At 42.8% G+C, this 22300-nt stretch carries 18 protein-coding genes; 13 read left to right on the top strand and 5 right to left on the bottom strand.

Annotation, left to right across the window (positions count from 1 at the left end; translation table 11 throughout):
• Complete coding sequence (locus C8N47_RS07060; protein WP_107821844.1) at nucleotides 1–3267, bottom strand: coiled-coil domain-containing protein; 3267 nt, start codon at nucleotides 3265–3267, stop codon at nucleotides 1–3.
• Nucleotides 3268–3712: 445 nt separating this feature from the next.
• On the opposite strand from C8N47_RS07060, the gene C8N47_RS07055 reads away from it, so the two are divergent.
• Entirely contained in the window at nucleotides 3713–4165 is a 453-nt protein-coding gene (locus C8N47_RS07055) for a response regulator (RefSeq protein WP_245915681.1), read from the top strand.
• 63 nt (nucleotides 4166–4228) lie between these two features.
• Entirely contained in the window at nucleotides 4229–5251 is a 1023-nt protein-coding gene (ruvB, locus tag C8N47_RS07050; protein ID WP_107821843.1) for a Holliday junction branch migration DNA helicase RuvB, read from the top strand.
• A gap of 3 nt (nucleotides 5252–5254) precedes the next feature.
• Here the strand turns inward: ruvB and C8N47_RS07045 are convergent, their stop codons facing one another.
• On the bottom strand, nucleotides 5255–6328 hold the full coding sequence (locus C8N47_RS07045) for a glutaminyl-peptide cyclotransferase (RefSeq protein WP_170111322.1): 1074 nt from the start codon (nucleotides 6326–6328) through the stop codon (nucleotides 5255–5257).
• 461 nt (nucleotides 6329–6789) lie between these two features.
• On the opposite strand from C8N47_RS07045, the gene C8N47_RS07040 reads away from it, so the two are divergent.
• From C8N47_RS07040 to C8N47_RS07005, 8 genes are all read left to right on the top strand, one after another.
• On the top strand, nucleotides 6790–8262 hold the full coding sequence (locus C8N47_RS07040) for a lipopolysaccharide biosynthesis protein (RefSeq protein WP_107821841.1): 1473 nt from the start codon (nucleotides 6790–6792) through the stop codon (nucleotides 8260–8262).
• Between the two features lie 193 nt (nucleotides 8263–8455).
• Nucleotides 8456–9844 (top strand): lactate utilization protein B, encoded by a 1389-nt coding sequence (locus C8N47_RS07035; RefSeq protein WP_107821840.1) that lies wholly within the window; start codon nucleotides 8456–8458, stop codon nucleotides 9842–9844.
• Nucleotides 9845–9883: 39 nt separating this feature from the next.
• Complete coding sequence (locus C8N47_RS07030; protein WP_107821839.1) at nucleotides 9884–10327, top strand: RrF2 family transcriptional regulator; 444 nt, start codon at nucleotides 9884–9886, stop codon at nucleotides 10325–10327.
• A 123-nt stretch (nucleotides 10328–10450) separates the two neighbouring features.
• Entirely contained in the window at nucleotides 10451–11584 is a 1134-nt protein-coding gene (hemW, locus tag C8N47_RS07025; protein ID WP_107821838.1) for a radical SAM family heme chaperone HemW, read from the top strand.
• Nucleotides 11585–11692: 108 nt separating this feature from the next.
• On the top strand, nucleotides 11693–12127 hold the full coding sequence (gene dut / locus C8N47_RS07020; protein WP_107821837.1) for a dUTP diphosphatase: 435 nt from the start codon (nucleotides 11693–11695) through the stop codon (nucleotides 12125–12127).
• Between the two features lie 66 nt (nucleotides 12128–12193).
• Nucleotides 12194–13957, top strand: a complete 1764-nt coding sequence (locus C8N47_RS07015; protein ID WP_107821836.1) for a tetratricopeptide repeat protein — start codon at nucleotides 12194–12196, stop codon at nucleotides 13955–13957.
• On the top strand, nucleotides 13957–14835 hold the full coding sequence (gene lolB1 / locus C8N47_RS07010; protein WP_170111321.1) for a lipoprotein insertase outer membrane protein LolB1: 879 nt from the start codon (nucleotides 13957–13959) through the stop codon (nucleotides 14833–14835). The genes C8N47_RS07015 and lolB1 overlap by 1 nt, the downstream gene beginning before the upstream one ends.
• Nucleotides 14836–14841: 6 nt before the next feature.
• Nucleotides 14842–16029: a murein hydrolase activator EnvC family protein gene (locus C8N47_RS07005; RefSeq protein WP_107821834.1), complete on the top strand. Its 1188-nt coding sequence runs from the start codon at nucleotides 14842–14844 to the stop codon at nucleotides 16027–16029.
• A 33-nt stretch (nucleotides 16030–16062) separates the two neighbouring features.
• Here C8N47_RS07005 and C8N47_RS07000 read toward each other — a convergent pair whose 3' ends face one another.
• Nucleotides 16063–16764: a Crp/Fnr family transcriptional regulator gene (locus C8N47_RS07000; RefSeq protein ID WP_107821833.1), complete on the bottom strand. Its 702-nt coding sequence runs from the start codon at nucleotides 16762–16764 to the stop codon at nucleotides 16063–16065.
• A 110-nt stretch (nucleotides 16765–16874) separates the two neighbouring features.
• On the opposite strand from C8N47_RS07000, the gene C8N47_RS06995 reads away from it, so the two are divergent.
• Both C8N47_RS06995 and C8N47_RS06990 read left to right on the top strand, forming a co-directional pair.
• Nucleotides 16875–17291 carry an OsmC family protein gene (locus C8N47_RS06995; RefSeq protein WP_107821832.1) on the top strand — a complete coding sequence of 139 codons (417 nt, stop codon included), beginning with the start codon at nucleotides 16875–16877 and terminating at the stop codon, nucleotides 17289–17291.
• Nucleotides 17292–17487: 196 nt separating this feature from the next.
• Complete coding sequence (locus C8N47_RS06990) at nucleotides 17488–18849, top strand: NAD-dependent succinate-semialdehyde dehydrogenase (protein WP_107821831.1); 1362 nt, start codon at nucleotides 17488–17490, stop codon at nucleotides 18847–18849.
• On the opposite strand, the gene C8N47_RS06985 is transcribed toward C8N47_RS06990, so the two are convergent.
• Both C8N47_RS06985 and C8N47_RS06980 read right to left on the bottom strand, forming a co-directional pair.
• Complete coding sequence (locus C8N47_RS06985; RefSeq protein ID WP_107821830.1) at nucleotides 18842–19129, bottom strand: hypothetical protein; 288 nt, start codon at nucleotides 19127–19129, stop codon at nucleotides 18842–18844. The genes C8N47_RS06990 and C8N47_RS06985 overlap by 8 nt on opposite strands.
• 96 nt (nucleotides 19130–19225) lie before the next feature.
• Entirely contained in the window at nucleotides 19226–19717 is a 492-nt protein-coding gene (locus tag C8N47_RS06980; RefSeq protein WP_107822028.1) for an SRPBCC family protein, read from the bottom strand.
• A gap of 385 nt (nucleotides 19718–20102) precedes the next feature.
• Here C8N47_RS06980 and C8N47_RS06975 point away from each other — a divergent pair, with 385 nt between their 5' ends.
• Nucleotides 20103–21911 (top strand): sensor histidine kinase, encoded by a 1809-nt coding sequence (locus C8N47_RS06975; RefSeq protein ID WP_107821829.1) that lies wholly within the window; start codon nucleotides 20103–20105, stop codon nucleotides 21909–21911.
• The last annotated feature ends 389 nt before the right edge of the window (nucleotides 21912–22300 follow it).

Here is a 22300-nt window from a genome sequence, read left to right as displayed (position 1 = left end):
TTATGGATTTAGTTGATTAATATAATTTCTAAACTTATTCTCGTAAAATTTGCGCATCCGGATTGTATTATATCTCAGATCTTCCTCTCTATTATTCTCCTTACCTTTATACTCGAATACCGAATCAGGGTTACTGTAAAAAATCTGATCGGCAGTTTTCGATTCGCGCTGTTCATCTAAATCCCGCTCCTGTTCCGCCTTTTCGGCTTTCAACAAGTGATCAAGAATCAAATTCTGCCGCCGGATCAGCGAGTCATCTATTTTTTTGCCCAGCAAATCAAGTCTATTTTGTTCAATTAATTGTTCGATCGCTCTAAGTTGCTCTTTTGCAGAACTTCCAACGCCTTCATCCATCATCATCTCGCCAATCATCTGTTTCAGCATTTCCTGCTGCATCAACGATTTTCCGACTTGCTCACCGAGTTGTCCCTGTTCACCGTTTTTTAAGCCGTCGATCATTTTTTGCAATTGATCTTTCAGCGATTGCTGCGCGTCTTTCAATTTACCCATGCCTGCTTTTCCACCACCGCCAGGTTTATCACAACTCTGATCGCCTGGCATCGAATTGGCCATCATCTTCTCCAGATTTTCCAACGCTTCATTTAATAAAAGCGCCAATTCGTTAAATGCTGTGATCGCATTTTGCTGATCCCTCAAAACCATTCGGAAATCGGCATCTTTAAAATGACTCAGGGTGTTTTTTAACGAAACATCTATTTTAGATAGTTCGTTACTAACCCTCGCACTTACTGCCGGAGTTCGCGAGGCCAGTGCAAATAACGAATCTTCAACCTGTTGGGTTTGCAACACGAGAAATTCCTGTTGGTTCTGCACTTCGTTCAGCGAAGGATCTCCGACCGACAAACGAGCTGACAAATTTAAGATTTCTTCCTGCTGTAACGATAAAAACACCAGATTCTTAAGGATTTGTTTCAAATTATCGATGTCTTCTCCGTTTTGGGTGAGCTGACTATCCGCTAACATCTGCTGTAGCGAAAATGCCAAATTCATTAACTGTTGCTGGTTTCGTCCAATTTCTTCCTTTGCCATTTTCCTGCGATTACCTCCAAGATGCTCATCAATATCTTTGTAATTCTTATCGATACCCTCGAATTCATTATCCATCGGATAGATATTCATTGGTTTAGATAGTTCTTCGTTCGACTCGCGCAAACGATCCAACTGATCCGATAGCTCACGAACACGTTCCCGGTTGGCGTTTTCCTGTTCCCTCACCCCATCCAGGTCTCCCCGATCAATATCAATGGCTTGTTGAGCTTCATCCTCGGCAACTTCATGAATTTCAGAAATAATCGACTCCAAACTTTGCTCTATCTTATACCGCTTCAATAATTCCAGGTTCCGATCAAGCTGCTTCGAAAAATCTTCTACAGGAAACTCCATTCGCTTCATTAACTGATTCAGCCGATCCTGATCAAACTCTTGAGCAAGCTTATTAAACTCGTCGAATAATTTTTGCAACTCATCGGTCATAATCTCTTTCAGCAGATCATCGATTTGCTGTTGTTTCTCAAGCAGTTCATCACGCTGGTTACTATAGGAGTTATTCAGACTATTCAACTGATTATTCTTATTAATTAGCTGATTAATAGTGCGCTGTAGTTGTTCCCTCTTTGCGGAAATTTGTTGAACGAACTGTTGCTGATCCCAAGAGCTCAAATTCTCGGAAATGCTTCGATACTGAAAATCCGCCATCTCCTGCTTGAGCTCCTGAACCATCTGCTGGGTTTCGCCGGCGAGCTCTTCAACCTCTCCGAACAACTCTTCAGAGCTATTGTAAACATCCTGATAATCGGGAAACTCGAAATTAAATACTTCCGAAGTAGCCTTTTTGAAATGATGAAAATAATCGTTATCGCTGATGGTAAAATAGTAGGAAAAATGATCACCTAAATTCCTGAGCGGCTTGAAATTAACTGCATAGTAAAATTCCTGTTGCGACAGGTTCGGCAAAATACTCAAATTAAAAACTGAATCGGTTTCCATGTTTCGCAAATTAAACTGCAACTGGTGGAAACCGTAGTCGTCGGCTATCGCTCCTTTGAAGAAGAAACGCATCAAGTTGGTCGAGTCCTGCAACTGCACAACATCGATCGTCGGAAAATCATCCGGCATCAATTCCACTTCGAACGAAATTACTTGTTTAGATTTAACTTCAGCATTCTGGAGTAAAACCCGGTAGCTGCCCGACTTCGTTAAGGTGCTTGTCAATTGGAATATGCCGCTATCGCTGCTCACACTGTCGAGTCGTTGTTCGCCGTTCGCCAAAATTAAGCGGTCAACATCGGAACAATCAAATTCCCACGCAAGTTGACTGCCGTACGGGGCTGAAAAATTGGTAACTGCCTGGTAACGTTGCGCAGGCAAACCCGTGTAGCCAGGCGGCGTAACAGTAACCATATACGACAAAATAAGTGGATTGGGAATTACCTGGATGGCATATCGATCTGAAACATATTGTAAATCAGTGAAAAAGAATGAAAACGATGCTTGCAGGTTATTCAACTGATACGTATAATGATTACCCTCTTGCTCCATCACGAAATTTTGTCCACCTATATTAACATAAACACCGGATGGCAAATCTTCTCCTACACACTCGACCGAAAGCACAAGCAAGCCACCTTTTAACACCCGGAGGTTTGAATTATTCAACACAAACCGAAAAGGAGCTGGTTTTACGAACTCCTGCGTGAAGTGAATCAGCCGATAGCCGGCCTGCAACAAGTAACCGGGAACTGTTATACTAATCGTCAAGGTGGTTATCATAACGATTATAAAACCGATCACCGCATTCGCTATTAACCTGAAATTGAAATATAAACGGAAACTAAAAGGTGGCAATTCCGATATTTTCTGCAGAATACTGCTTTCAACAAGTGCATTGTTGGCGGGCAACACGCCCAGCTCAACCACATTTATCAAGTGATCTTTCAATTCCGGAAAATGCTCACTTACAAGTTTAGCCTGCGCTACCCGATCAAATTTTCGCAATTTCAACAAATACGAGATTGGTGTGAGCACATAACGATAGGCCAACAGGCCAAAAATGAAAAACAAGCTACTAACAAAAGCAATTTTAAAAGGAACAGACGTATAAAACAGATATTCAATGCCTAAACCAGCTGCTATTAATCCTAAAAGCACGGTAATTAACAACAAGCTGCCTTTCAAAAACTGCAAAATCCAATATTTGCGACAGTATAAACCGAGTTTATCAACAATGCAAGAATAGTTGTTAGCCATTTTTTACAAATTACTAATTCACAGAATAAAGTGAAAACCCAAAGTTGTTAATTTCTCCGGAACAACTGTTGAAACAAATCCGGAATTTTCCACCCAAACAATTTTGAAACTCTAATTTTATTACTAAGCAATATTGAGATCGGAAAAACAAAATCAAATTTTGGCGAAAAAACCACCAGAAATTAAACACAATTTACCGCTGTTTGCAACAAAATAAAATGAGCAGCTAACGGTTTTCAACAATTGTTAACATCGAATAAAAAAGCTTGTGTTCCAAACCAAATATCTGTTCATTCCTTGTTAATAAACCCGAAAACAGATTTAATTTTCGTTCCCTGCAAGAAAATTTTCGAGAATTTATACAAGCTATGAACAGGCTATTATCATTAGCATTGAAGTATTAAAGAAGAAATAAAAAGAATGATAGAATAAATATCTGTTGATAATGGGTTTCCTTTTTGCTGAAAATCGGATTAAATTTGAGATGGATTTACAACGTAGAAAAATGAAAGAAAAACTGTCCATATTACTTGTGGAGGATAATGTGTTGAATCAGAGGATTGTAACTTTCAGTTTGAAAAAATTCAACCACGATATTGAAATTGCCAACAATGGCCTGGAAGCGCTTAATGTCTTTAAAGAGAAGAAATTCGATGTTATCCTGATGGATATAATGATGCCCGTGATGGATGGTTTGGAGGCCAGTTTGAAAATAAGAGAATACGAAAAAGAAAATAACATTGTCGATCCAACACCTATTATTGCAGTTACGGCTAATACAATGGATAACGATCGCGAAAAATGTTTGGCGCATGGTATGAACGAATTCATTGCTAAACCATTCGACGTTAGTAAATTGAATTTTGTATTGACTGATTTACAGATCAATAGTTTTTAATTGGATTTACGCCGCCTCCCGAAATAAAATTATATTTGTTCCCTAAAGCCAGGAATAAATTTTATGACGGAGCCAATCGATCTACACCAGGAATCTTTTTCCGACAAGGATAACGATATTGACAAGCGTTTACGCCCCTTATCGTTTGACGATTTTAAAGGGCAACAACAAATTGTTGATAACTTACGTGTTTTTGTTCAAGCAGCTAAAATGCGGGGTGAAGCGCTGGATCATGTTTTGCTTTTCGGCCCTCCCGGGCTCGGAAAAACGACTCTCTCGAATATTATTGCCAATGAACTTGGGGTTAGCTTGAAGCTGACTTCCGGTCCGGTTTTGGATAAACCAGGCGATTTGGCCGGACTTTTAACCAACCTGGACGAGCGCGATGTGCTCTTCATCGACGAAATACACCGTTTAAGCCCCATAGTCGAAGAATATTTGTATTCCGCTATGGAGGACTATAAAATCGATATCATGATCGATAAGGGGCCCTCAGCACGTTCAATTCAGCTCGAATTAAATCCCTTCACCTTGGTTGGTGCGACGACCCGTTCCGGTTTGTTAACAAGTCCTCTTCGCGCTCGTTTTGGGATAAAATCACATTTCGAATATTACGATCTGAAAATATTAACCGGTATTGTTAAACGCTCGGCAGCAATTTTGCAAGTCGACATCGACGAGCGGGCAGCCATCGAAATTGCGTCGCGCAGCCGTGGAACTCCCCGGATTGTGAATGCTTTATTGCGCCGTGTACGTGATTTTGCGCAGGTGAAGGGAAATGGACGTATTGATATGGAAATTACCAGGTTTTCGCTCGAAGCGCTTAATATTGATACACACGGCCTGGATGAGATGGATAACAAAATCCTGCGGACAATTATTGATAAATTCAAAGGAGGCCCCGTTGGAATCAGTACAATTGCAACCGCGGTTGGCGAAGATAGTGGAACGATCGAAGAGGTTTACGAACCGTTCTTAATTAAGGAAGGTTTTATCAAGCGCACACCTCGCGGAAGAGAGGTTACCGATTTGGCCTACAAGCATTTGGGCGTTTTTAGAGCCGACGGGAATGCCACGCTCTTCTAGCAATTAGTTCGTTTCGACCAATTTTACTTCAAATAAACTGGGCCACAGTTTGCCGGTAACATACATTTTTCCGTTTGACTTGTTAAAGGCTATTCCGTTCAGCACATCAATTGGTTTTTCTGGATTATACATCACCGACATGAGCCCCGAAAAATCGATCTTAGCGGCAATTTCGCCGGTTCGGGGATCGATTTTTACAGCGTAGTTGGTTTGCCAGATGTTGGAATAAACATAGCCATTGTAGTACTCCAGTTCATTTAGGTTCCGAACCAAACCGTTGTTATCGTAAACCGCTACTCGTCGCTCTACCTGGAAGGTTTTCGGATTAATAAAGTCCAGAAATTCAGAGCCGTCGGTTTTAATCAGATACTCGCCATCATGTGTTAATCCCCAACCTTCAGCCGTGTCGTATAAAAAGCTGTCAACCCGGGCAAAACTGTTTAAATCATACACAAAGCCTTTCTGCGCTTTGTAGGTTAGCTGGTAGATCTTATCGCCGACAATGGTGATTCCTTCGCCGAAATATTTTTCTTCCATCTTAAATTCCTGAAGGATTTTTCCGGACTGAAGATCGAAGCGGTAAATGCCTGATTGACCATTTTGACCTGTACTCTCATAAAATTTGTTGTTATGCACTTCCAGCCCTTGGGTGAAATGATCGGTGTTGTGCGGGTAAGTGTGGACGATCTCGTAGCGCAGTAATTGCGGTTTTACGCGCGAAAAAACTTCAAAATTCTTATAACTAACACCTTCTACCCCATCTGTTTTGGTCGCAATCACTTTAAACTGATGTTTTCCTAAGCTTGAAATGGACTTGACCTGATAGTTGAAATTTTCGCTGGTCGATTTTGTGAGGAGCTCGTTGTCGAGGTAAAGCTCTGCATTTTGCAGTTCGCCATTTTTCGGATCTACCTTAATTTGTACCCGGATACTGTCGCCATACACCGGCTTTCCTTTTGGAAAACGGATATCGATGCGGGCAACAGGTTTGCGCGAACGGCTGCTGGTGTTGCTGCATGAAATTGCGGTAATAACCAATAAACAAACACTTACGAGGGCAAAAGCTTTCAATTTCATTCTAATCATTTTTATCAGGCAGCGTAAAAATACATAAAAGCATGCTAAACAGAACAGCGACCCGTGATTGTTTGAAAATGTTATCAATTTAGCACAAAAATTTATGCGAGGGAATAGTTGGCAAAATGGCAGTAGCTCTCGGTAAAATGAATCGGAAATGCTTGTAATTTATTGATAATTTAAGACGAATAGTTCGTTGAATTTTTTTTAATCATGCGTATTTTAGCGCTTTGTGCACTTGGTGAGTGATAGCCAGAGTGCAATAGATCAATTTATTACAAGTGTGTGCTAGTCTGGGAACTGAAAATCGAACGATCTATCGAACCCAGGAAAGACTACCAAATAAGTATTTTAGTGCGGGATGAAGGATTTCGGATCTTTTCGTTTTCGATCTGAAAGATTTTTCGCTTTACTGGAGCGGGTGTTGGCGAATAGCTATCTTTACCAAAAATTTCAACCCTTTGAGCTCGTTTAAAAAATTAGTTGGCGATACCGCCATTTACGGAGTTAGCAGTATTGTTGGGCGGTTTCTCAATTGGTGGCTTGTCCCGTATTACGCCAATGTTTTCCCGCCGGCCGAGTACGGTGTAGTCGGAAACTTGTATTCGTACATGGCTTTTTTGCTGGTGTTGCTCACCTACGGCATGGAAACCGGCTACTTTCGGTTTGCTTCTCGCTCGGACGATAAGGAATTGGTGTATTCCAGCTCGATGATCTCCTTGTTTGTAACATCGGCGGGTTTTTTACTGCTGGTGTCAACTTTTTCCGAGAATATTGCCAACTGGATGGAATACGGGCAACATCCCGAATACATTCGCTGGATTGCCCTGATTATGGCCTTCGATGCCTTCACAGCCATTCCGTTTGCCAAGTTGCGCATTGAATCGCGCCCCATTAAATTTGCCTTCTTAAAGCTGGTGAATATTCTGGCTAATATATTCTTTAATATCTTCTTTATCAGTATTTGTCCGGCTATTTTGAAGTCCAATCCCGAGAGTTTCATTCGCCATATTTACAGCGATGAAATTGGCGTTGGCTACGTATTCATTTCCAACCTGATTGCCAGTGGTATTACCTTGTTGATGCTGGTACCGGAACTGAGAATAAAACTTCGGTTCAGTAGGCGTTTGCTGAAGGAAATGATCTGGTACTCCTTCCCCATTTTGGTGGTTGGTGTGGCAGGTATGGTGAATCAGAATATCGACAAAATTCTGATTCCCAAATTGGTGCCCGACGAGCTTGGCCCCATGGAACAAGTCGGAATTTATGCAGCTAACTACAAGCTCGCCGTGTTGATGAATATGTTTATTCAGGCCTTTCGTTATGCTTTCGAGCCATTCTTTTTCTCGCAGGTGAAATCGGAAAACAACAAACGAGGCTATGCCCTTATTTTGAAGTATTTTGTCATCTTCGGGTTGATCATCTTTCTGGGTATTGGTTTATTCCTCGATTTGTTCCGGCAGCTGGGCATTTTGGGAGAAGGATATCTATCCGGCTTGAAAGTTGTTCCGATCGTACTGATGGCTAACCTGTTTTTAGGGATTTATTACACCCTGTCGTTGTGGTATAAGCTGACCGATAAAACCCGTTTTGGAGCCTATTTTGCGCTGGTTGGAGCTGCCATCAGTTTAGTCATCAACATCTTGTTTATTCCCGTTTACGGCTATATGGCTTCAGCCTGGGCCGTACTGATTTGCTTTGTAGTGATGACGGTGCTCTCCTATGTAATCGGACAGAAGCATTTTCCGGTTAATTATCCAATTAAACGAATTGGCCTGTATTTCGCGCTGGCATTGGCCATCTATGCGACCAGTTGTTTCGTGCCGGCGAGTTCACAATTGGCACGCTACGCAATCAATCTGGCTTTGTTCGGGGGTTTTCTGGGCTGTGTATTTGTATTAGAAAATAGGGAATTCAGAAAGTTTCTTCGGTAATTAAAGACAATTAAATATTTTTATATATTATTTTTGTCCGGCGGCAAAGACCATTCCACGGAACAAAAAGCTTTGTATCTCAGAATTTTCTAAATTGAGTTCGGTAGCCACTCATAAATGGAAAGAGACAGTTCAATTGGGAGAAAGAGCGATAGAGCAAGATTAAATAAACAACGATAATACGAAAACTGCGATGGCAGAAGTTAAAAAGAAATTCCTGCACGATGCGGATCAAATTGCTTTCGATAAAAAGCATCGGGCAACGATCAAATTCAATATTTCGCGCTACGATGCGGCGGTTGAACGCGGCCGTCAGCGCTATTCCGACCTGGATACAGCCAAGGAACGAGGTTCGTTTATAAAGCGCACTGTTGTTGAAAACCTGGACAAATATCTGATCGAATTTGAAAAGAATATCACTGCCCGCGGTGCCGATGTTATTTGGGCTGAAGATAGTGCCGAAGCCATTCAGGCGATTGTTCAAATTTTAAAGGATAACAAGGCTGAACTGCTTGTGAAAAGTAAATCGATGACAACCGAGGAAGTCGATTTTAACGAGCATGTCGAGGCGGCGGGCGTGCATTCGCTGGAAACCGATTTGGGCGAATATATTGTGCAGTTGGCAGGCGAAAAACCCTACCATATTGTGACACCTTGTATGCACAAATCGAAGCAGGATATTGCTGAGTTGTTTCACGAAAAATTTGATACACCCGAAAAAAGCAGCCCCGAATTTCTGACTGCTTTTGTACGCGAAAAATTGCGCCAAAGCTTTGTAAACGCCGATGTTGGTGTTACCGGAGCAAACTTTTTGGTGGCCGATGTGGGCGGAATCGCATTAACCGAAAATGAGGGGAATGCGATGATGACTTTTTCGTTTCCGAAAGTACATATTGTGATCGCCGGAATCGAAAAATTAGTACCTAAAATGAACGATCTGGCACTGATGTGGCCTTTGCTGGCAGCACACGGAACCGGTCAGCAGATTACGGTGTACAATTCCATTGTTTCGGGCCCGCGGCAAGCTGGTGAAACCGATGGTCCCGAAAAAATGTATGTCATTTTGTTAGACAATAAACGGACAGAGCTGTACAAACAGAAGGAACAGTATTTAGCGCTGAAATGCATCCGTTGCGGTGCTTGTTTAAATGCTTGCCCCATTTATAAAAACATAGGAGGTTATACCTATGCGGCAACTTACAGTGGGCCTATCGGCTCGGTGATTACGCCTTTTTATAAAGGTTTCGCCGATTATAATCACCTTAGTTCGGCTTGTTCGGTATGCGGCAAATGTACCGAAGTGTGCCCGGTAAAAATACCGCTTCATAACTTGCTGTTGTTCAATCGGCGGGATGCCGTAGAACAAGGGAACGGTTCGTTTGTTTGGAATCAGGGGATGAAAGCTTACGAGTTTGCTTTTCGAAAACGGAGTCGGCTGGATGCCGTTGGTGGTAAGGTGAAAAATGCCTTGGCCGGCCTTGGAAAAAATGCACTGGGCGAGCAGAAAAAAACACCTCAGTTTGCCGATCGCTCGTTTAGCCAGCAATGGAAAGACTTGCATAAAAACAAGAAAAATTCGTGAATTATAGATAAGATCTGAGACTTTTAAACTAGTGATATTATGCTTTCAAATACGTGTAAATACGCCGTTCGTGCTTTAATCTACCTCGGTAAGTTTGGCGAAGAGGGAGAGAAAATCGGTATCAAAAAAATTGCCGGTGATTTGGAAATCCCGACACCCTTTTTGGGAAAAATTCTTCAAAACCTGGTGAAACAGAAAATCCTCACATCAACAAAAGGTCCCAACGGTGGTTTTGGCTTGGGAAAACCCGCCCAGGAAATTACCTTGTTCGAAATTGTGCGAACCATTGATGGAGACGACTTTTTCAATAACTGCCTGATCAGTCACGAAACTTGCTCTTCTCATCACGACCACGGCAAGCCTTGTGCGGTTCACAAACAATTTAGTGCTGTACGGAACGAGCTGATGGTTTTTTACTCGGAAACCAGCATTGCTAAAATTATTGCCGACATGAAGGGGCACGAGGATTTGATTAAAATATAAAAATAGCTGGTCCCGGAATTTGATGTTTCAGCCAGCGCTGATAAAACATGGAGTTGCTGTTCTCTTTCCCGGATGGAAAGTCTCGGTTTGTGTTGAATGTTAAAGTGTTGAAGATTTTTTAAGATGGCTGGAATTTACATTCATATTCCGTTTTGTAAAACGAAATGTCACTATTGCGACTTCTATAAGTCGACGGATTTTGCATCGCGCCCTGATTTTCTGGCTGCTTTGATGTTGGAGATCAAAGCCCGAAAATCGGAGCTGAATCAGGAAGCAATCGAGAGCATCTATTTTGGCGGAGGTACGCCATCGGTGTTGAAAGTGGCTGAAATAGACCGGATTTTAACACAGTTGTATCAATGTTATCGGGTTTCCGATGATGCTGAAGTAACCGTGGAATGCAATCCCGACGACCTTAGCCGGGAATTTTTGGAAGCACTGAAAGCAAGCTCCGTTAACCGGCTAAGCATCGGTACACAATCCTTCAACAATCAGGATCTGAAAAGCATGAATCGGCGACATAGTGCCCAACAAGCCATTTCGGCCGTTCAACTGGCTCAGGAAACGGGCTTTTCAAATATCAGTATCGATTTAATTTACGGGCTGCCCAACCAATCGCTCGAGGCTTGGCGCGATAATGTGCAGCAGGCTATTGCACTGAAGGTTCAGCACATCTCGGCTTATCACCTCACCTATCACGAGGGAACGGTTTTTTACGACTACCTGAAAAACGGCAAAATAAAGGAATTGCCTGATGAGCTCAGTTTCAATCAGTTTAAACTGTTAAAGCAAGAGCTGGAGAAGGCGGGATTTGAGCACTACGAGATATCTAATTTCGCACAACCAGGACTTTATTCACGACACAACCGCGCTTATTGGGAACGTAAATGTTACCTCGGATTCGGACCATCGGCACATTCCTTCGACCTGAAAACCCGCCGCTGGAATGTTTCGTCGCTACGAAAATATTTGCAGGCATTCGAGCATAATACACCCTATTGGGAAAACGAAATATTGAGCCAGCAAGACCAGTACAACGACTACGTAATTACTTCGTTGCGTACGCAATGGGGAATATCGGATTCTTACTTAAAGCAAAATTTTAGCGGCCGATTTTATGATCATTTTATGATCGAAATAGAACCCTTTTTAAAATCGGGCCATCTTAAACTCCATAATGGAGCTTACTGCCTCAATACCGAAGGCCTGTTCATTTCCGACAAGATCATGGAGCAAGTTCTTTTTGTTGAAGATTGATAAATAGTGTTAATTGATTTGAACGAAAGCAGGCGCTCCGTTTTAAATAGCTATATTTGGAGATTGTAAAATTATAAAGCAGCTCAACGATCAATAAATGACATCGATATGCAGGTGAAAATTATCAATAAATCAGAAAATCCCTTACCAACTTACAGTACTTCCTTATCAGCAGGCATGGATCTGCGGGCTAATTTGAGCGAACCGATTGTGTTGAAACCGCTCCAGAGAGCGTTGGTGCCCACAGGTCTGTTTATTGAACTGCCCGAGGGCTACGAAGCTCAGGTTCGTCCCCGCAGTGGTTTGGCTCTGAAAAAGGGTATAACGGTTTTAAATTCACCGGGAACAATCGATGCCGATTACCGGGGCGAAATAGGTGTGATTTTGATCAATCTTTCGCAGGAAGACTTTATCATTCAGCATGGCGAACGGATTTGCCAGATGGTAATTGCCAAACACGAAACAATTGGTTGGGACGAAGTTCAGATTTTAGAAGAAACAGAACGGGGAGCCGGTGGTTTCGGGCATACCGGATATCAGTAAGCCGTCTGACTCGGCGTAGCGTCGCACAGAATTTAACAACCAGGTCGTTGGCCTAAATGGGATAAAATGAATATTAAAAAGTTAGGATATTTTGCATTGCTTGGATTAACGCTCGCGTCCTGTGCAACCACCAAACAGCAGCTCGAAGTTGCTGGTCCGGAACTTACAAAAAGCCAGGAAACAGCACTGACCGAAGATCAGAAAAACGAATTTGAATATCTATTTATCGAAGGTCTGAAGCAGAAAAAGTTAGGTAACCTGACCAATGCCGTTTCAGTTTTCTCACGTTGTCTCGAGATCGATCCGCAATCGGCTGTTGCCATGTACGAAATGGGAACACTGCACTATGCTAATAAGGATTTGACCAGTGCTGCGTTGTTGCTCGAAAAAGCGTCGGCTATTAACCCCGAAAACAAGTGGTATAAAATTTCGTTGGCGCAGGTTTATCAGCAGCGTCGGCAGTTTAGCGAGGCCGCTCAGATTTATGGTGAGCTTACCGAATTAGAACCCGACAATCTTGAGTTTTTATACAGCAAAGCAGTGTTGCTTGGTATGGCCGAAAACTACGATGAAGCTATTGCGGCATACAACCAGCTGGAAGCGAAGTCCGGTTTAAGCGATCAGATTTCGGTGGCAAAGCAAAATCTGTATCTGAAAATGAACCAGCCAGATAAAGCATTTGCCGAAATTAACCGATTGATTGAATCGAACCCCGACGAACCACAGTATTACGGGCTGATGGCTGAGCTGTATCAACAACAGGGCGACAAGGAGAACGCACTGAAATACTACAACAAAATCCTCGAAATAGCCCCCGAAAACGGTTTCGTCCATTTTTCGCTGGCCGGTTTTTACACCGAGGAAGGTGATTTTACTAAAGCTTTTAACGAAATTAAGCTGGCTTTTGCGAACGACGAGCTGGATGCCGACACCAAAATTCAGTATTACATGATGCAAACAGCATCGGCCGACCAGTCGGATTGGACGGATGAGCAGATTGACGAATTACTGGATATTTTGCACGATAAATATCCCGACGACAATCGGATGTTTGCCATTTATGCCGATCATTTGGTGCGGCAGAATAAATTGGTTGAAGCACGTGACTACCTGAAAAAATACCTCGATACCGATAAAAGCAGCTTCGAAATATGGTGGCAATACTTGTTGATAAGCAACGATTTGCAAGATTGGAAGGCGCTGTATCAAGACAGTTCAGAGGCTGTGGAACTCTTTCCAAACCAAGCGGCTTTATATGCTTTGAATGCGGTGGCTGCCCTTCAACTCGATAAATATTCCGAAGCCCTTGAAATTATAGAACAGGGCGAAACTTATGCGCAAAGCAATAAAAACCTGATGATTCAGCTGGCTATTTACAAAGCCGAAGCAAATTATAAGCTCAAGCACATCGATATGGCGCTGGAGGCTTATGACGAGGTTTTAAAACTCGATCCCCAAAATTTCATGGCTATGAATAACTATGCCTACTATCTTTCGGTTGAAGGAAGGGATTTGGAGAAAGCTGAAAAGTTGAGCAGCAAGGTGGTGCAGTCTAACCCCACCAACCCCACTTACCTCGATACGCATGCCTGGGTGCTCTTTAAACGAAAAGATTATAGTTTGGCAAAGTATTATATCGAAACAGCTTTGGAAAACGGTGGGGCTGAAAACGCCACTTTAATCGAACATTACGGTGATATTCTTTTCATGTTGGGCGAACAATCCAAAGCGTTGGAAGAATGGCAAAAAGCGCAAAGCCTCGGAGACGGATCGTCCGTTTTGGAGCAGAAAATAAAAGAATCACGCTACATTGAAAGTAAAGAAGAATAGTGAAAAAATCAGTTATCAATATTCAAACGCTCTTTGTCATTTTTATCGCGCTGTTGTTTGCATCCTGTAAAGCCAGTAAAACCATAACAACTTACGACAAACTGCGCCCCATTAGTGCTAACAGGCTGATTAAAAATGTTGAAGAAAATGCCTTCGAATATGAGGGCCTCGACATTAAACGCATTGCCTGCGTCTACGAAAGCTCCGACAGCAAGACCTCATTCCGCGCATCGTTAAGTTCCGGGAACGGTCAGTTTATTCAAGTTTCAATCAGTAAATTGAACTTGCCTGTGGCGCGTATACTGCTTACTCCCGACAGCGTTAAAATGGTGAACTACTTGCAAAAAAACTACTTCGAGGGTGACTATTCTTACATTGAGGATCTGCTGGGAGCGGCGGTCGATTTTCAGGTGGTACAGTCTATTTTAACCAACGATGTGTTTTCGTATCGGCAGGACGAAAAGGATAAGGATTTTAAGGAGTTTGTGTCCTATGCCGATAGTGGCTTGTATGTGCTTCAGTCGCTTAAAAACAGAAAACTGGCCAAGATTAACCGGAAAGGTAAAGACGAAAAAATAGATCGTTATTTGAAAAAGCTCGACGAAGAGAGCTTCATTGTGCAGTATCTCTATATCGATCCGAAAACCTATAAAGTGCGCAAAATCGTGATGGACGATGTTACCGAAGGACGTAAGCTAACCGTTAATTTCGATGAGTTCGAAATAGTTGGTAAACAGTTGTATCCCGGAAATATCGATCTTCACTTTTTGAGTCCGGAGAATAATTTGAAAATGAAAATCAGACTGAGTAAATTCTCCCTTGATTCGAATCCGGATATCAGCTTTAAAATTCCCGATAAGTACAAGAAAACTCACTGATATTAAATGATGAAGCGGCTTTTGTTGTGTATTAGTCTGTTTTTTTTGCTATTGGCATCCAACGGCCAGTCGCTGTCGGACTTACGCGCGCAAAAAACCGATGCTGAAAAGCAAATTCGTTATGCAAACAGTCTTCTGGAGGAAAGCCGAAAAACAGAAAAGAGCTCGCTTGCAAAACTGAAACTGCTCAATTCCGATATCGACTACCGTAATCGGATGATCGATCACATCAACCGTGAAATTGAACTAGTCGACTGGAGTATCGCTAATAACAGCCAGATCATCAGTATGCTGCAGACCGACCTGGCCGGTTTGAAAAAGGAATATGCAGCCATGATTCGCTTCGCACAGAAAAACAGAAATAGCTACGATATGCTCATTTTTCTGTTTTCGGCCGATAATATGAATCAAGCGTACAAGCGTTGGATTTATTTGCGGCAATATGCCCGCTACCGGAAGTCGCAGGGCGAACTGATTCATCTGGTGACCCGTGAATTGAACGACAATTTGGTAAAGCTTGAAAGCCGGAAGTCGCTCAAAACCGATTTGCTAAACGGTAAAATGGCCGAGTTTAAAGCACTTGAACAACAACGTGCAGAGCAGAATGGCTTGATCTTATCTCTTCAACAAGAACAAAAGGAACTAAAGAGGCAAATTAGGGAACAACAGAAAATACAGGATGAGCTGAACCGGAGGATTGAACAGATGCTTGAAGAAGAGGCCAAAAGAACTGCTTCAACAGAAGGCTTCCAATTAACACCCGAGCAAAAACTGGTGTCAACCGACTTCGAGAAAAACAAGGGACGCATTCCTTGGCCTGTGCACAAAGGAATTATTACCGAGCATTTTGGCATTCATCCCCACCCTATTTTAACGCAAATTCAGGTACGCAGCAATGGAATTGATATTACAACCGATGCCGGAGCTAAGGCCCGCGCCGTTTTTGCGGGCGAAGTCAGCCGCGTGTTTGCCATATCAGGTGGCAATATGGCGGTAATTATCCGCCATGGAAGCTATTTAAGTGTTTATTCGAACCTGAAGGAGGTGATTGTTAAAGCCGGGCAAAAAGTTGCTCTGCTGCAGGATATTGGTACTATTTACACCGATAAAGCTGATGGAAATGCCACCGTGGTGAAATTTCAGATTTGGAAGGAAAACCAAAAGCTTGACCCCGAGGACTGGATAGCGCGATAGCCTAAAAAGCCCGCTACTGAGGCGGGCCTTGCATTATAAATTGGCCACTCTCGATAAGGCCTGAATATCGAGCATTTTTATTCTACGTCCTTGTATTTCAATCATTTTGTCCTGCTTAAATTCCGATAATAAGCGAATTACACTTTCAGTAGCCGTACCAACAATATTGGCTAACTCTTCGCGGGTTAACGAAATCTGGAGCGTATTGGTCGGATCCAGGTCAAAGCTGTCTTTCAGCAGGATCAGAACTTCAGCCAAGCGTTCGCGCACTGTTTTTTGAGCGATATCGGTAATGTAGTCGTTCGCCTCTCGCAGCTCTTTGCAGACAATTTGCAGCATGTGGTGCGAAAATTCCCAGTTGTTCTGAATTAAAAACAGCAGCGTTTGGTACGGAACATGGCACAATACAGCTTCCTCAATCACTTTAGCGGTCGTGCAGGCCAATTCCTGGCTCAGTAACGAGCGGTAAGCAATGATATCCCCTTTTTTGGCAAAACGAATAATTTGTTCTTTACCATCAATCCCGGTTTTGTAAATCTTCAAAATCCCTTTGGTAACACAATAAAAACCAGTCAATCGGCTGCCCTCTCTGTAAATAATGCTACCCTTTTTGTAAAGAGAACAAGTTTTATCATAATTTAAATGAATGTATTCTTGTTCCTTCAGTTTTTTAAATAACTGAAAGCCTGACAAATCACATTCTTCCTCGCTCGGCCGTTTTAAAGAACTTTTCATTTACCGTTTTGTTTTTAACGTTGGATCTACAATTAATTAGATGCTTTAATCTATTAAATAGATTATTTTTAAACAAAAATAGTGCAAAATTCTATAAAAACTAGTTTGTTATGAAACACGTAGTCGATTTATCCTGGAAACAAAAAATGACTTTCGAAGCCGATATGGACGGGCATAAGTTGGTGTTGGATGCCAATCCGGAATCCGGTGGCGATGATTTGGGACCACGCCCCAAAAAATTGATGCTCGCAGCGCTGGCCGGTTGCACCGGAATGGATGTAATTATGATATTGAAAAAAATGAAAGTTGAGCCGGAAGAGTTTCACGTGATTGTTGAAGGTGATGTAGCTGACGAACATCCCAAAAAGTATACGCAAATGAAGGTTGTTTATCAGTTTAAGGGAGCCGGTTTACCCTTAGATAAGCTGGAAAAAGCGGTTCAGTTATCTGAAGAAAAATATTGTGGCGTAAGTGCAGTGTATAAGGCTGCCCTTGATTTAACTACGGAAATCAGAATTGTAGAATAATGCGACTGTGAGGGATCTGGCTGGCAGACCCACCATTTGCTGAGATTTGCAAGTTTCGTAATGGCGGTTTCACGTCCGCTCTAATCCGTCGTAAATGCGCTGGTTATCGAAAGCTAACCAGCCTTATTGGGTCTCGTACCGGTTGTTTACTCGCCATTTCGTATTAACTTTGATAGAGCAATAAAATCAGAATTCTATGAAAGCAATAAATCCTTATACCGGAAAAGTATGCGGAACCTACCCGAGACATAATCAGAACGACCTTGCTCAAATTATCGGAAAGGTTGATTCAGCTTTTCAAAGCTGGAGAAATAGTGGCTTTGAGCAACGCTCCGGTCTAATGTTGCGTTTAGGAGAATTGCTGCTGAGTAAGAAAGAATGGCTTTCAGTTCTGATCAGCTCCGAGATGGGGAAACTAAAACGCGAAGCAATAGCAGAGGTCGAAAAATGTGCCTGGGTTTGCCGGTACTACGCCGAAAACGCGGAACAGTTTTTAGCGAACGAGCCAGTGGATATTGAAGCGCGCAAAGCTTTTGTCAGCTATCAACCGCTTGGCACGGTACTGGCTGTTATGCCCTGGAATTTTCCTTTTTGGCAAGTATTTCGATTTCTTGCTCCGGCACTAATGGCGGGCAATACTGGTTTGCTGAAACACGCCAGCAATGTACCCGGTTGTGCTTTGGCCATTGAGCAAATGGTTGAAGAAGCCGGCTTTCCGGCGAACGTTTTTCGGACCATTCTTGTGGCGGGTGCCGAGCTTAAACCCATCATCGAGGATCCACGTGTGAAGGCAGTCACCCTAACCGGAAGCACTCCGGCTGGTAAAGCTGTTGCAGCTACTGCCGGAGCCGTTTTGAAAAAAACGGTGCTTGAGCTGGGGGGGAGCGATCCCTACATTATTCTGGATGATGCACAGATTCCTGAAGCTGCTCGCTTATGCGCTTCAGCACGCCTTTTAAATGCCGGACAAAGCTGCATCGGTGCCAAGCGGTTTATTGTGCTCGATAGAGTGTATGAGGCATTTCTGGAGCAGTTTTTAAATGAAATGAAAGCAGCCCGTTTTGGCGACCCATTGGATGAAGAGACTCTTTTAGCTCCGATGGCACGTCTCGATTTGCGCGACGAATTGCACCAACAGGTGCAGAAAAGTGTGCAGCAGGGAGCCCGACTGCTTTGCGGCGGCTATATTCCCGAAGGCGAGGCAGCCTTTTATCCCGCAACCGTGCTGGCCGATGTTAAAGCTGGTATGCCTGCCTACGATGAAGAGTTGTTTGGGCCTGTGGCTGCCCTGTTTCGGGTGAAAACCGAAGAAGAAGCCATCGCCCTGGCTAATGATACCGTTTTTGGCTTGGGTGCAGCCGTTTTTACCAGTGACCATGAAAAAGGCCTCAAACTGGCTGAAAAGGGGCTTGATGCAGGCTGTGTGTTTATCAACGATTTTGTGAAATCGGATCCCCGCTTACCCTTCGGCGGAATTAAGCAAAGCGGTTATGGCCGCGAATTATCATTGGTCGGGATTCGCGAATTTGTGAATGTCAAAACAGTGGTGCTTAAATAAGGTTTCGGGCAAACCAACCGAAAGCGAGAATAAATAGAACGATTGAAAGGATCAACATTCGTCGTTCGAGTCGCGCTTGGTGTTTCTCATCGGCGCGAATTTGTTCAATAATTCGATTCTGGTCTTCCTCGTTTCCTTCCTGATAGCTGCTCTTAAGTTGCGAACTAAGGAAAATTTTCTCTTGTGCTTCATTCCTGCCGTGTTTCTGCCATTTTAGTTGTACTTTATGTTCCCGAAAACGGGATAACAGTTCAGCAAGATGACCGGTAGCGAATGACATAGCTATTTTGTTTAAATGTTAGTATGGGCAACAAGTTATAACAAAACTTGGTTAATTACAATTATGTTTTTCGAAAAATGAGATATTCTACCGTTTTTAGGACTCGTTTGGACAACCGAAAAGTGTATGCAACTTTTCAGCCCTGAAACGAAAAATGTTTCGCAGCTGCTTTTCTACAAACAAAAAATGGGCGAAACGGCCGATCAGGCCTAGTGGTAATTGGTACGAGACCTTGTCCTCCATGATAATTCCATCCGAAACCGACTTGAAGTGATGTTCGTGATGCCACATTTTATAGGGCCCAATTCGTTGTTCGTCAACAAAATATTTCTCGTGATGCACCTGTGTGATCTCGCTTACCCAGTTTGTTCGAAAACCTGCTAAGGGTGATACCTGATAGCTGATGATCTGCCCGGCGTACATGTCATCCGGCATTCCCGAAGTGATTACAAAGCCGAGTTCGGGCGGAGTGATTAGCGCTAAATTTTTGGGAGATGAGAAGAATTGCCAGGCGTGGTTGATCGGAATGGCAAGTTTCTGTTTAACCGATAACGTATAGATTCCCGAGCTGAATTTAATATGAATCATACTTTTTGTGTTCATAATAACAAGAACTGTTTATTTCTTTGTTTAGATAGTCTCTCGAAATATTAAACAACACTAAATGGCATTCTGTTTGGTTGTTTTTGTGGATATATGAAATTTAAATGAGAGAAATCATTTCTAATTGAAAACATATTCGGGATATTTGGTGTTTAAATGTCAGAATGTAGGTTTCGAAAGAAACGGTCGCTGATGCGCCGAACATGATTTCGGAGTCTTCACAAGCCCGAAATACTTAATTGTTACGATATTGATTCAGGTTTGATAGTTTAGTTAGGTTTATTACTGAAAAGGCTTCGTTTTCACAACGGGCCTTTTTCTGTATCAATGAAGGTTTTTTATCTTTGTTAGCCATACCAAAAGCGCTAAAATGAAGGAAAAAATATCCGGAGAATGTCGACTATTCTTTTTGAAACGCTATGTCGTGGTTTTTTTTCTGTTTCTGCTTTTCGCAGCTTTTGGATTTTACCTGTTGGTCCATTCGCTTGTGGTTCAGCAGCAGCTTTTGCTCAGGGTTGCTCAGGAAAAGAAACTGATGAGTGAGCGTGACCTCACTGAGCATCTGATTGATGAAGCTGTTCTCGATTTGTTGACAATTTCGGACAGCAAACTATTTCATGATTTTTTCAATGGAAAAATTGAAGATCCTTCTTTTAATCAGTCCCTGAGTCAGTTGTTTATCGATCTGTTGGAAAAAAAGCAAGACTATTACCAACTTCGGTACCTGGAGCGTAGCGGAAAGGAAGTTTTTCGAATTGAATGGCGTCAGGGCAGTCCGTATATTTGTCGAAAGGATGAATTGCAGGACAAAAGCCATCGTTATTATTTTCAGGAAACCATAAAACTGAATCCCGGAGAATTTTATATTTCGCCGTTGGATTTGAATATCGAACATGGCCAAATCGAGCTGCCTTTTCGGCCAATGATCCGCATTGGACTGCCGGTGTACAACGATCATGGAGCGAAACTAGGGATTGTTATACTGAACTACGATGCGACTACTTTGCTGCAGAAGCTGGATGCGAAGTCGCTGTCGGGGGAGGGCGTGAGTTATTTGGTGAATGCACAGGGCTATTTCATGAATGCCAGAGATACCGCTCTGGAGTGGGGTTTTATGTTTCCCGATAAAAAGGCGATGACGATCGACCGGATATTTCCCAAGGAGTCGGAGCAGCTGATGAACTTAAGCAACGGACAGATTACAAGTGATGCGGGAATTTTTACGGTGATGACTGTGTGGCCTTTTCGAAATATCGGAGCGCTTAACCGGTATCGAAAATCGACCAGTGACTATTCCTGGAAACTCATTTCGTTGCTTCCTGCCGGGCAGCTTGCGGTGTCAAAACTAGTTCCCTTGGGCGGTTTTATTGCAGCTGCTGTTCTGGTATTCATTTTAGGACTGGTTTTAGCCTATTTTTATGCGCGTAATTCAGTTGACAAACAGCGGGCGCTCCGCAGATTAATGGATTCGGAAGCGGCGCTCAAAGAAGCCAACAGTTCGAAAGACCGCTTTTTTTCGATTTTGGCTCACGACCTCAAAAATGGCTCCGGGCCAATAGCACAGTATCTGGAGCTTATTCATACTGATTTTGATGATTTCACCGAAGAAGAACGGAAAAGTCACATAAAAGATGTGTCGTTAGCGGCCCGGCAACACAATCGTCTGCTCAATGATATTTTGGAGTGGGCTCGCCATCAGATGGGCAAAACAAGCTGTAAACCTGAGCTTGTAAATATCGGGACGCTGGTTCGCGAGCAAATAGAAATGGCTTCGGTTGGGCTGAAAAAGAAGGAATTGGTGCCCGAAATTTCGATTGAACCGGCTTTGACAGCATGGGCCGATCCGGATATGCTGAAAACGATTTTACGGAACCTGATCAATAACGCCATCAAATATTCGTACCGAGGTGGAAAAATAGCGATTAGCGGCTCTGAGCAAAACCATCGGGTAGAGATCCGTATTGTCGATTTCGGCGTTGGGATGAGTCCGGCAGAGCAAGCCAAAATTTTCGATCTTTCGTCCAAGGTACAGCGCTTCGGTACCGAGAACGAATCCGGAACAGGCTTTGGTCTTAAACTGGTTCATGAGCTGGTGGCCAAAAACAAGGGAACAATAAAGGTTGAAAGTGAAGAAAATAAAGGATCGGCTTTCATTTTAAGCTTCCCGGCCAGTGGCTAAATGGAGCAACGTACTGGAACTTAAAATCCGCATTTTAAAGGTAGTTGCAAATTGATGAGCTGCAAAAAAAACATTCATGATTCCCGGAAATGACCAACAGGAATGAAAGTTCACTATTTGGGGACGCTGCTGTTGTCGTTGTTTTCAAAAGTTGTCGGGTTGTCGTTCTAAAACGCCATCAACCAGCAAGAAGGCCTTCTAATCAATGAGAAAAAGTCGGGAGTCGGTTGGCCTATTTTTATCGAGTGTTCACATTCGAAAATGCTATAAAGAAAAAAAACAGAGTGATGTTTCGTAAGCGTCTCGGCGATGACGCAGCCCAAAAAACAGCCCGTCAATTTTCAAATGGAATTGACGGGCTGTTTAAGTTATTTTATTGAGCAGACCAC

This window comes from Mangrovibacterium marinum (assembly GCF_003046625.1).
GTDB classification, from domain to species: domain Bacteria; phylum Bacteroidota; class Bacteroidia; order Bacteroidales; family Prolixibacteraceae; genus Mangrovibacterium; species Mangrovibacterium marinum.
The sequence above is the reverse complement of the archived record's forward strand: the minus strand, read 5'-3'. Positions and strand labels throughout refer to the sequence as shown.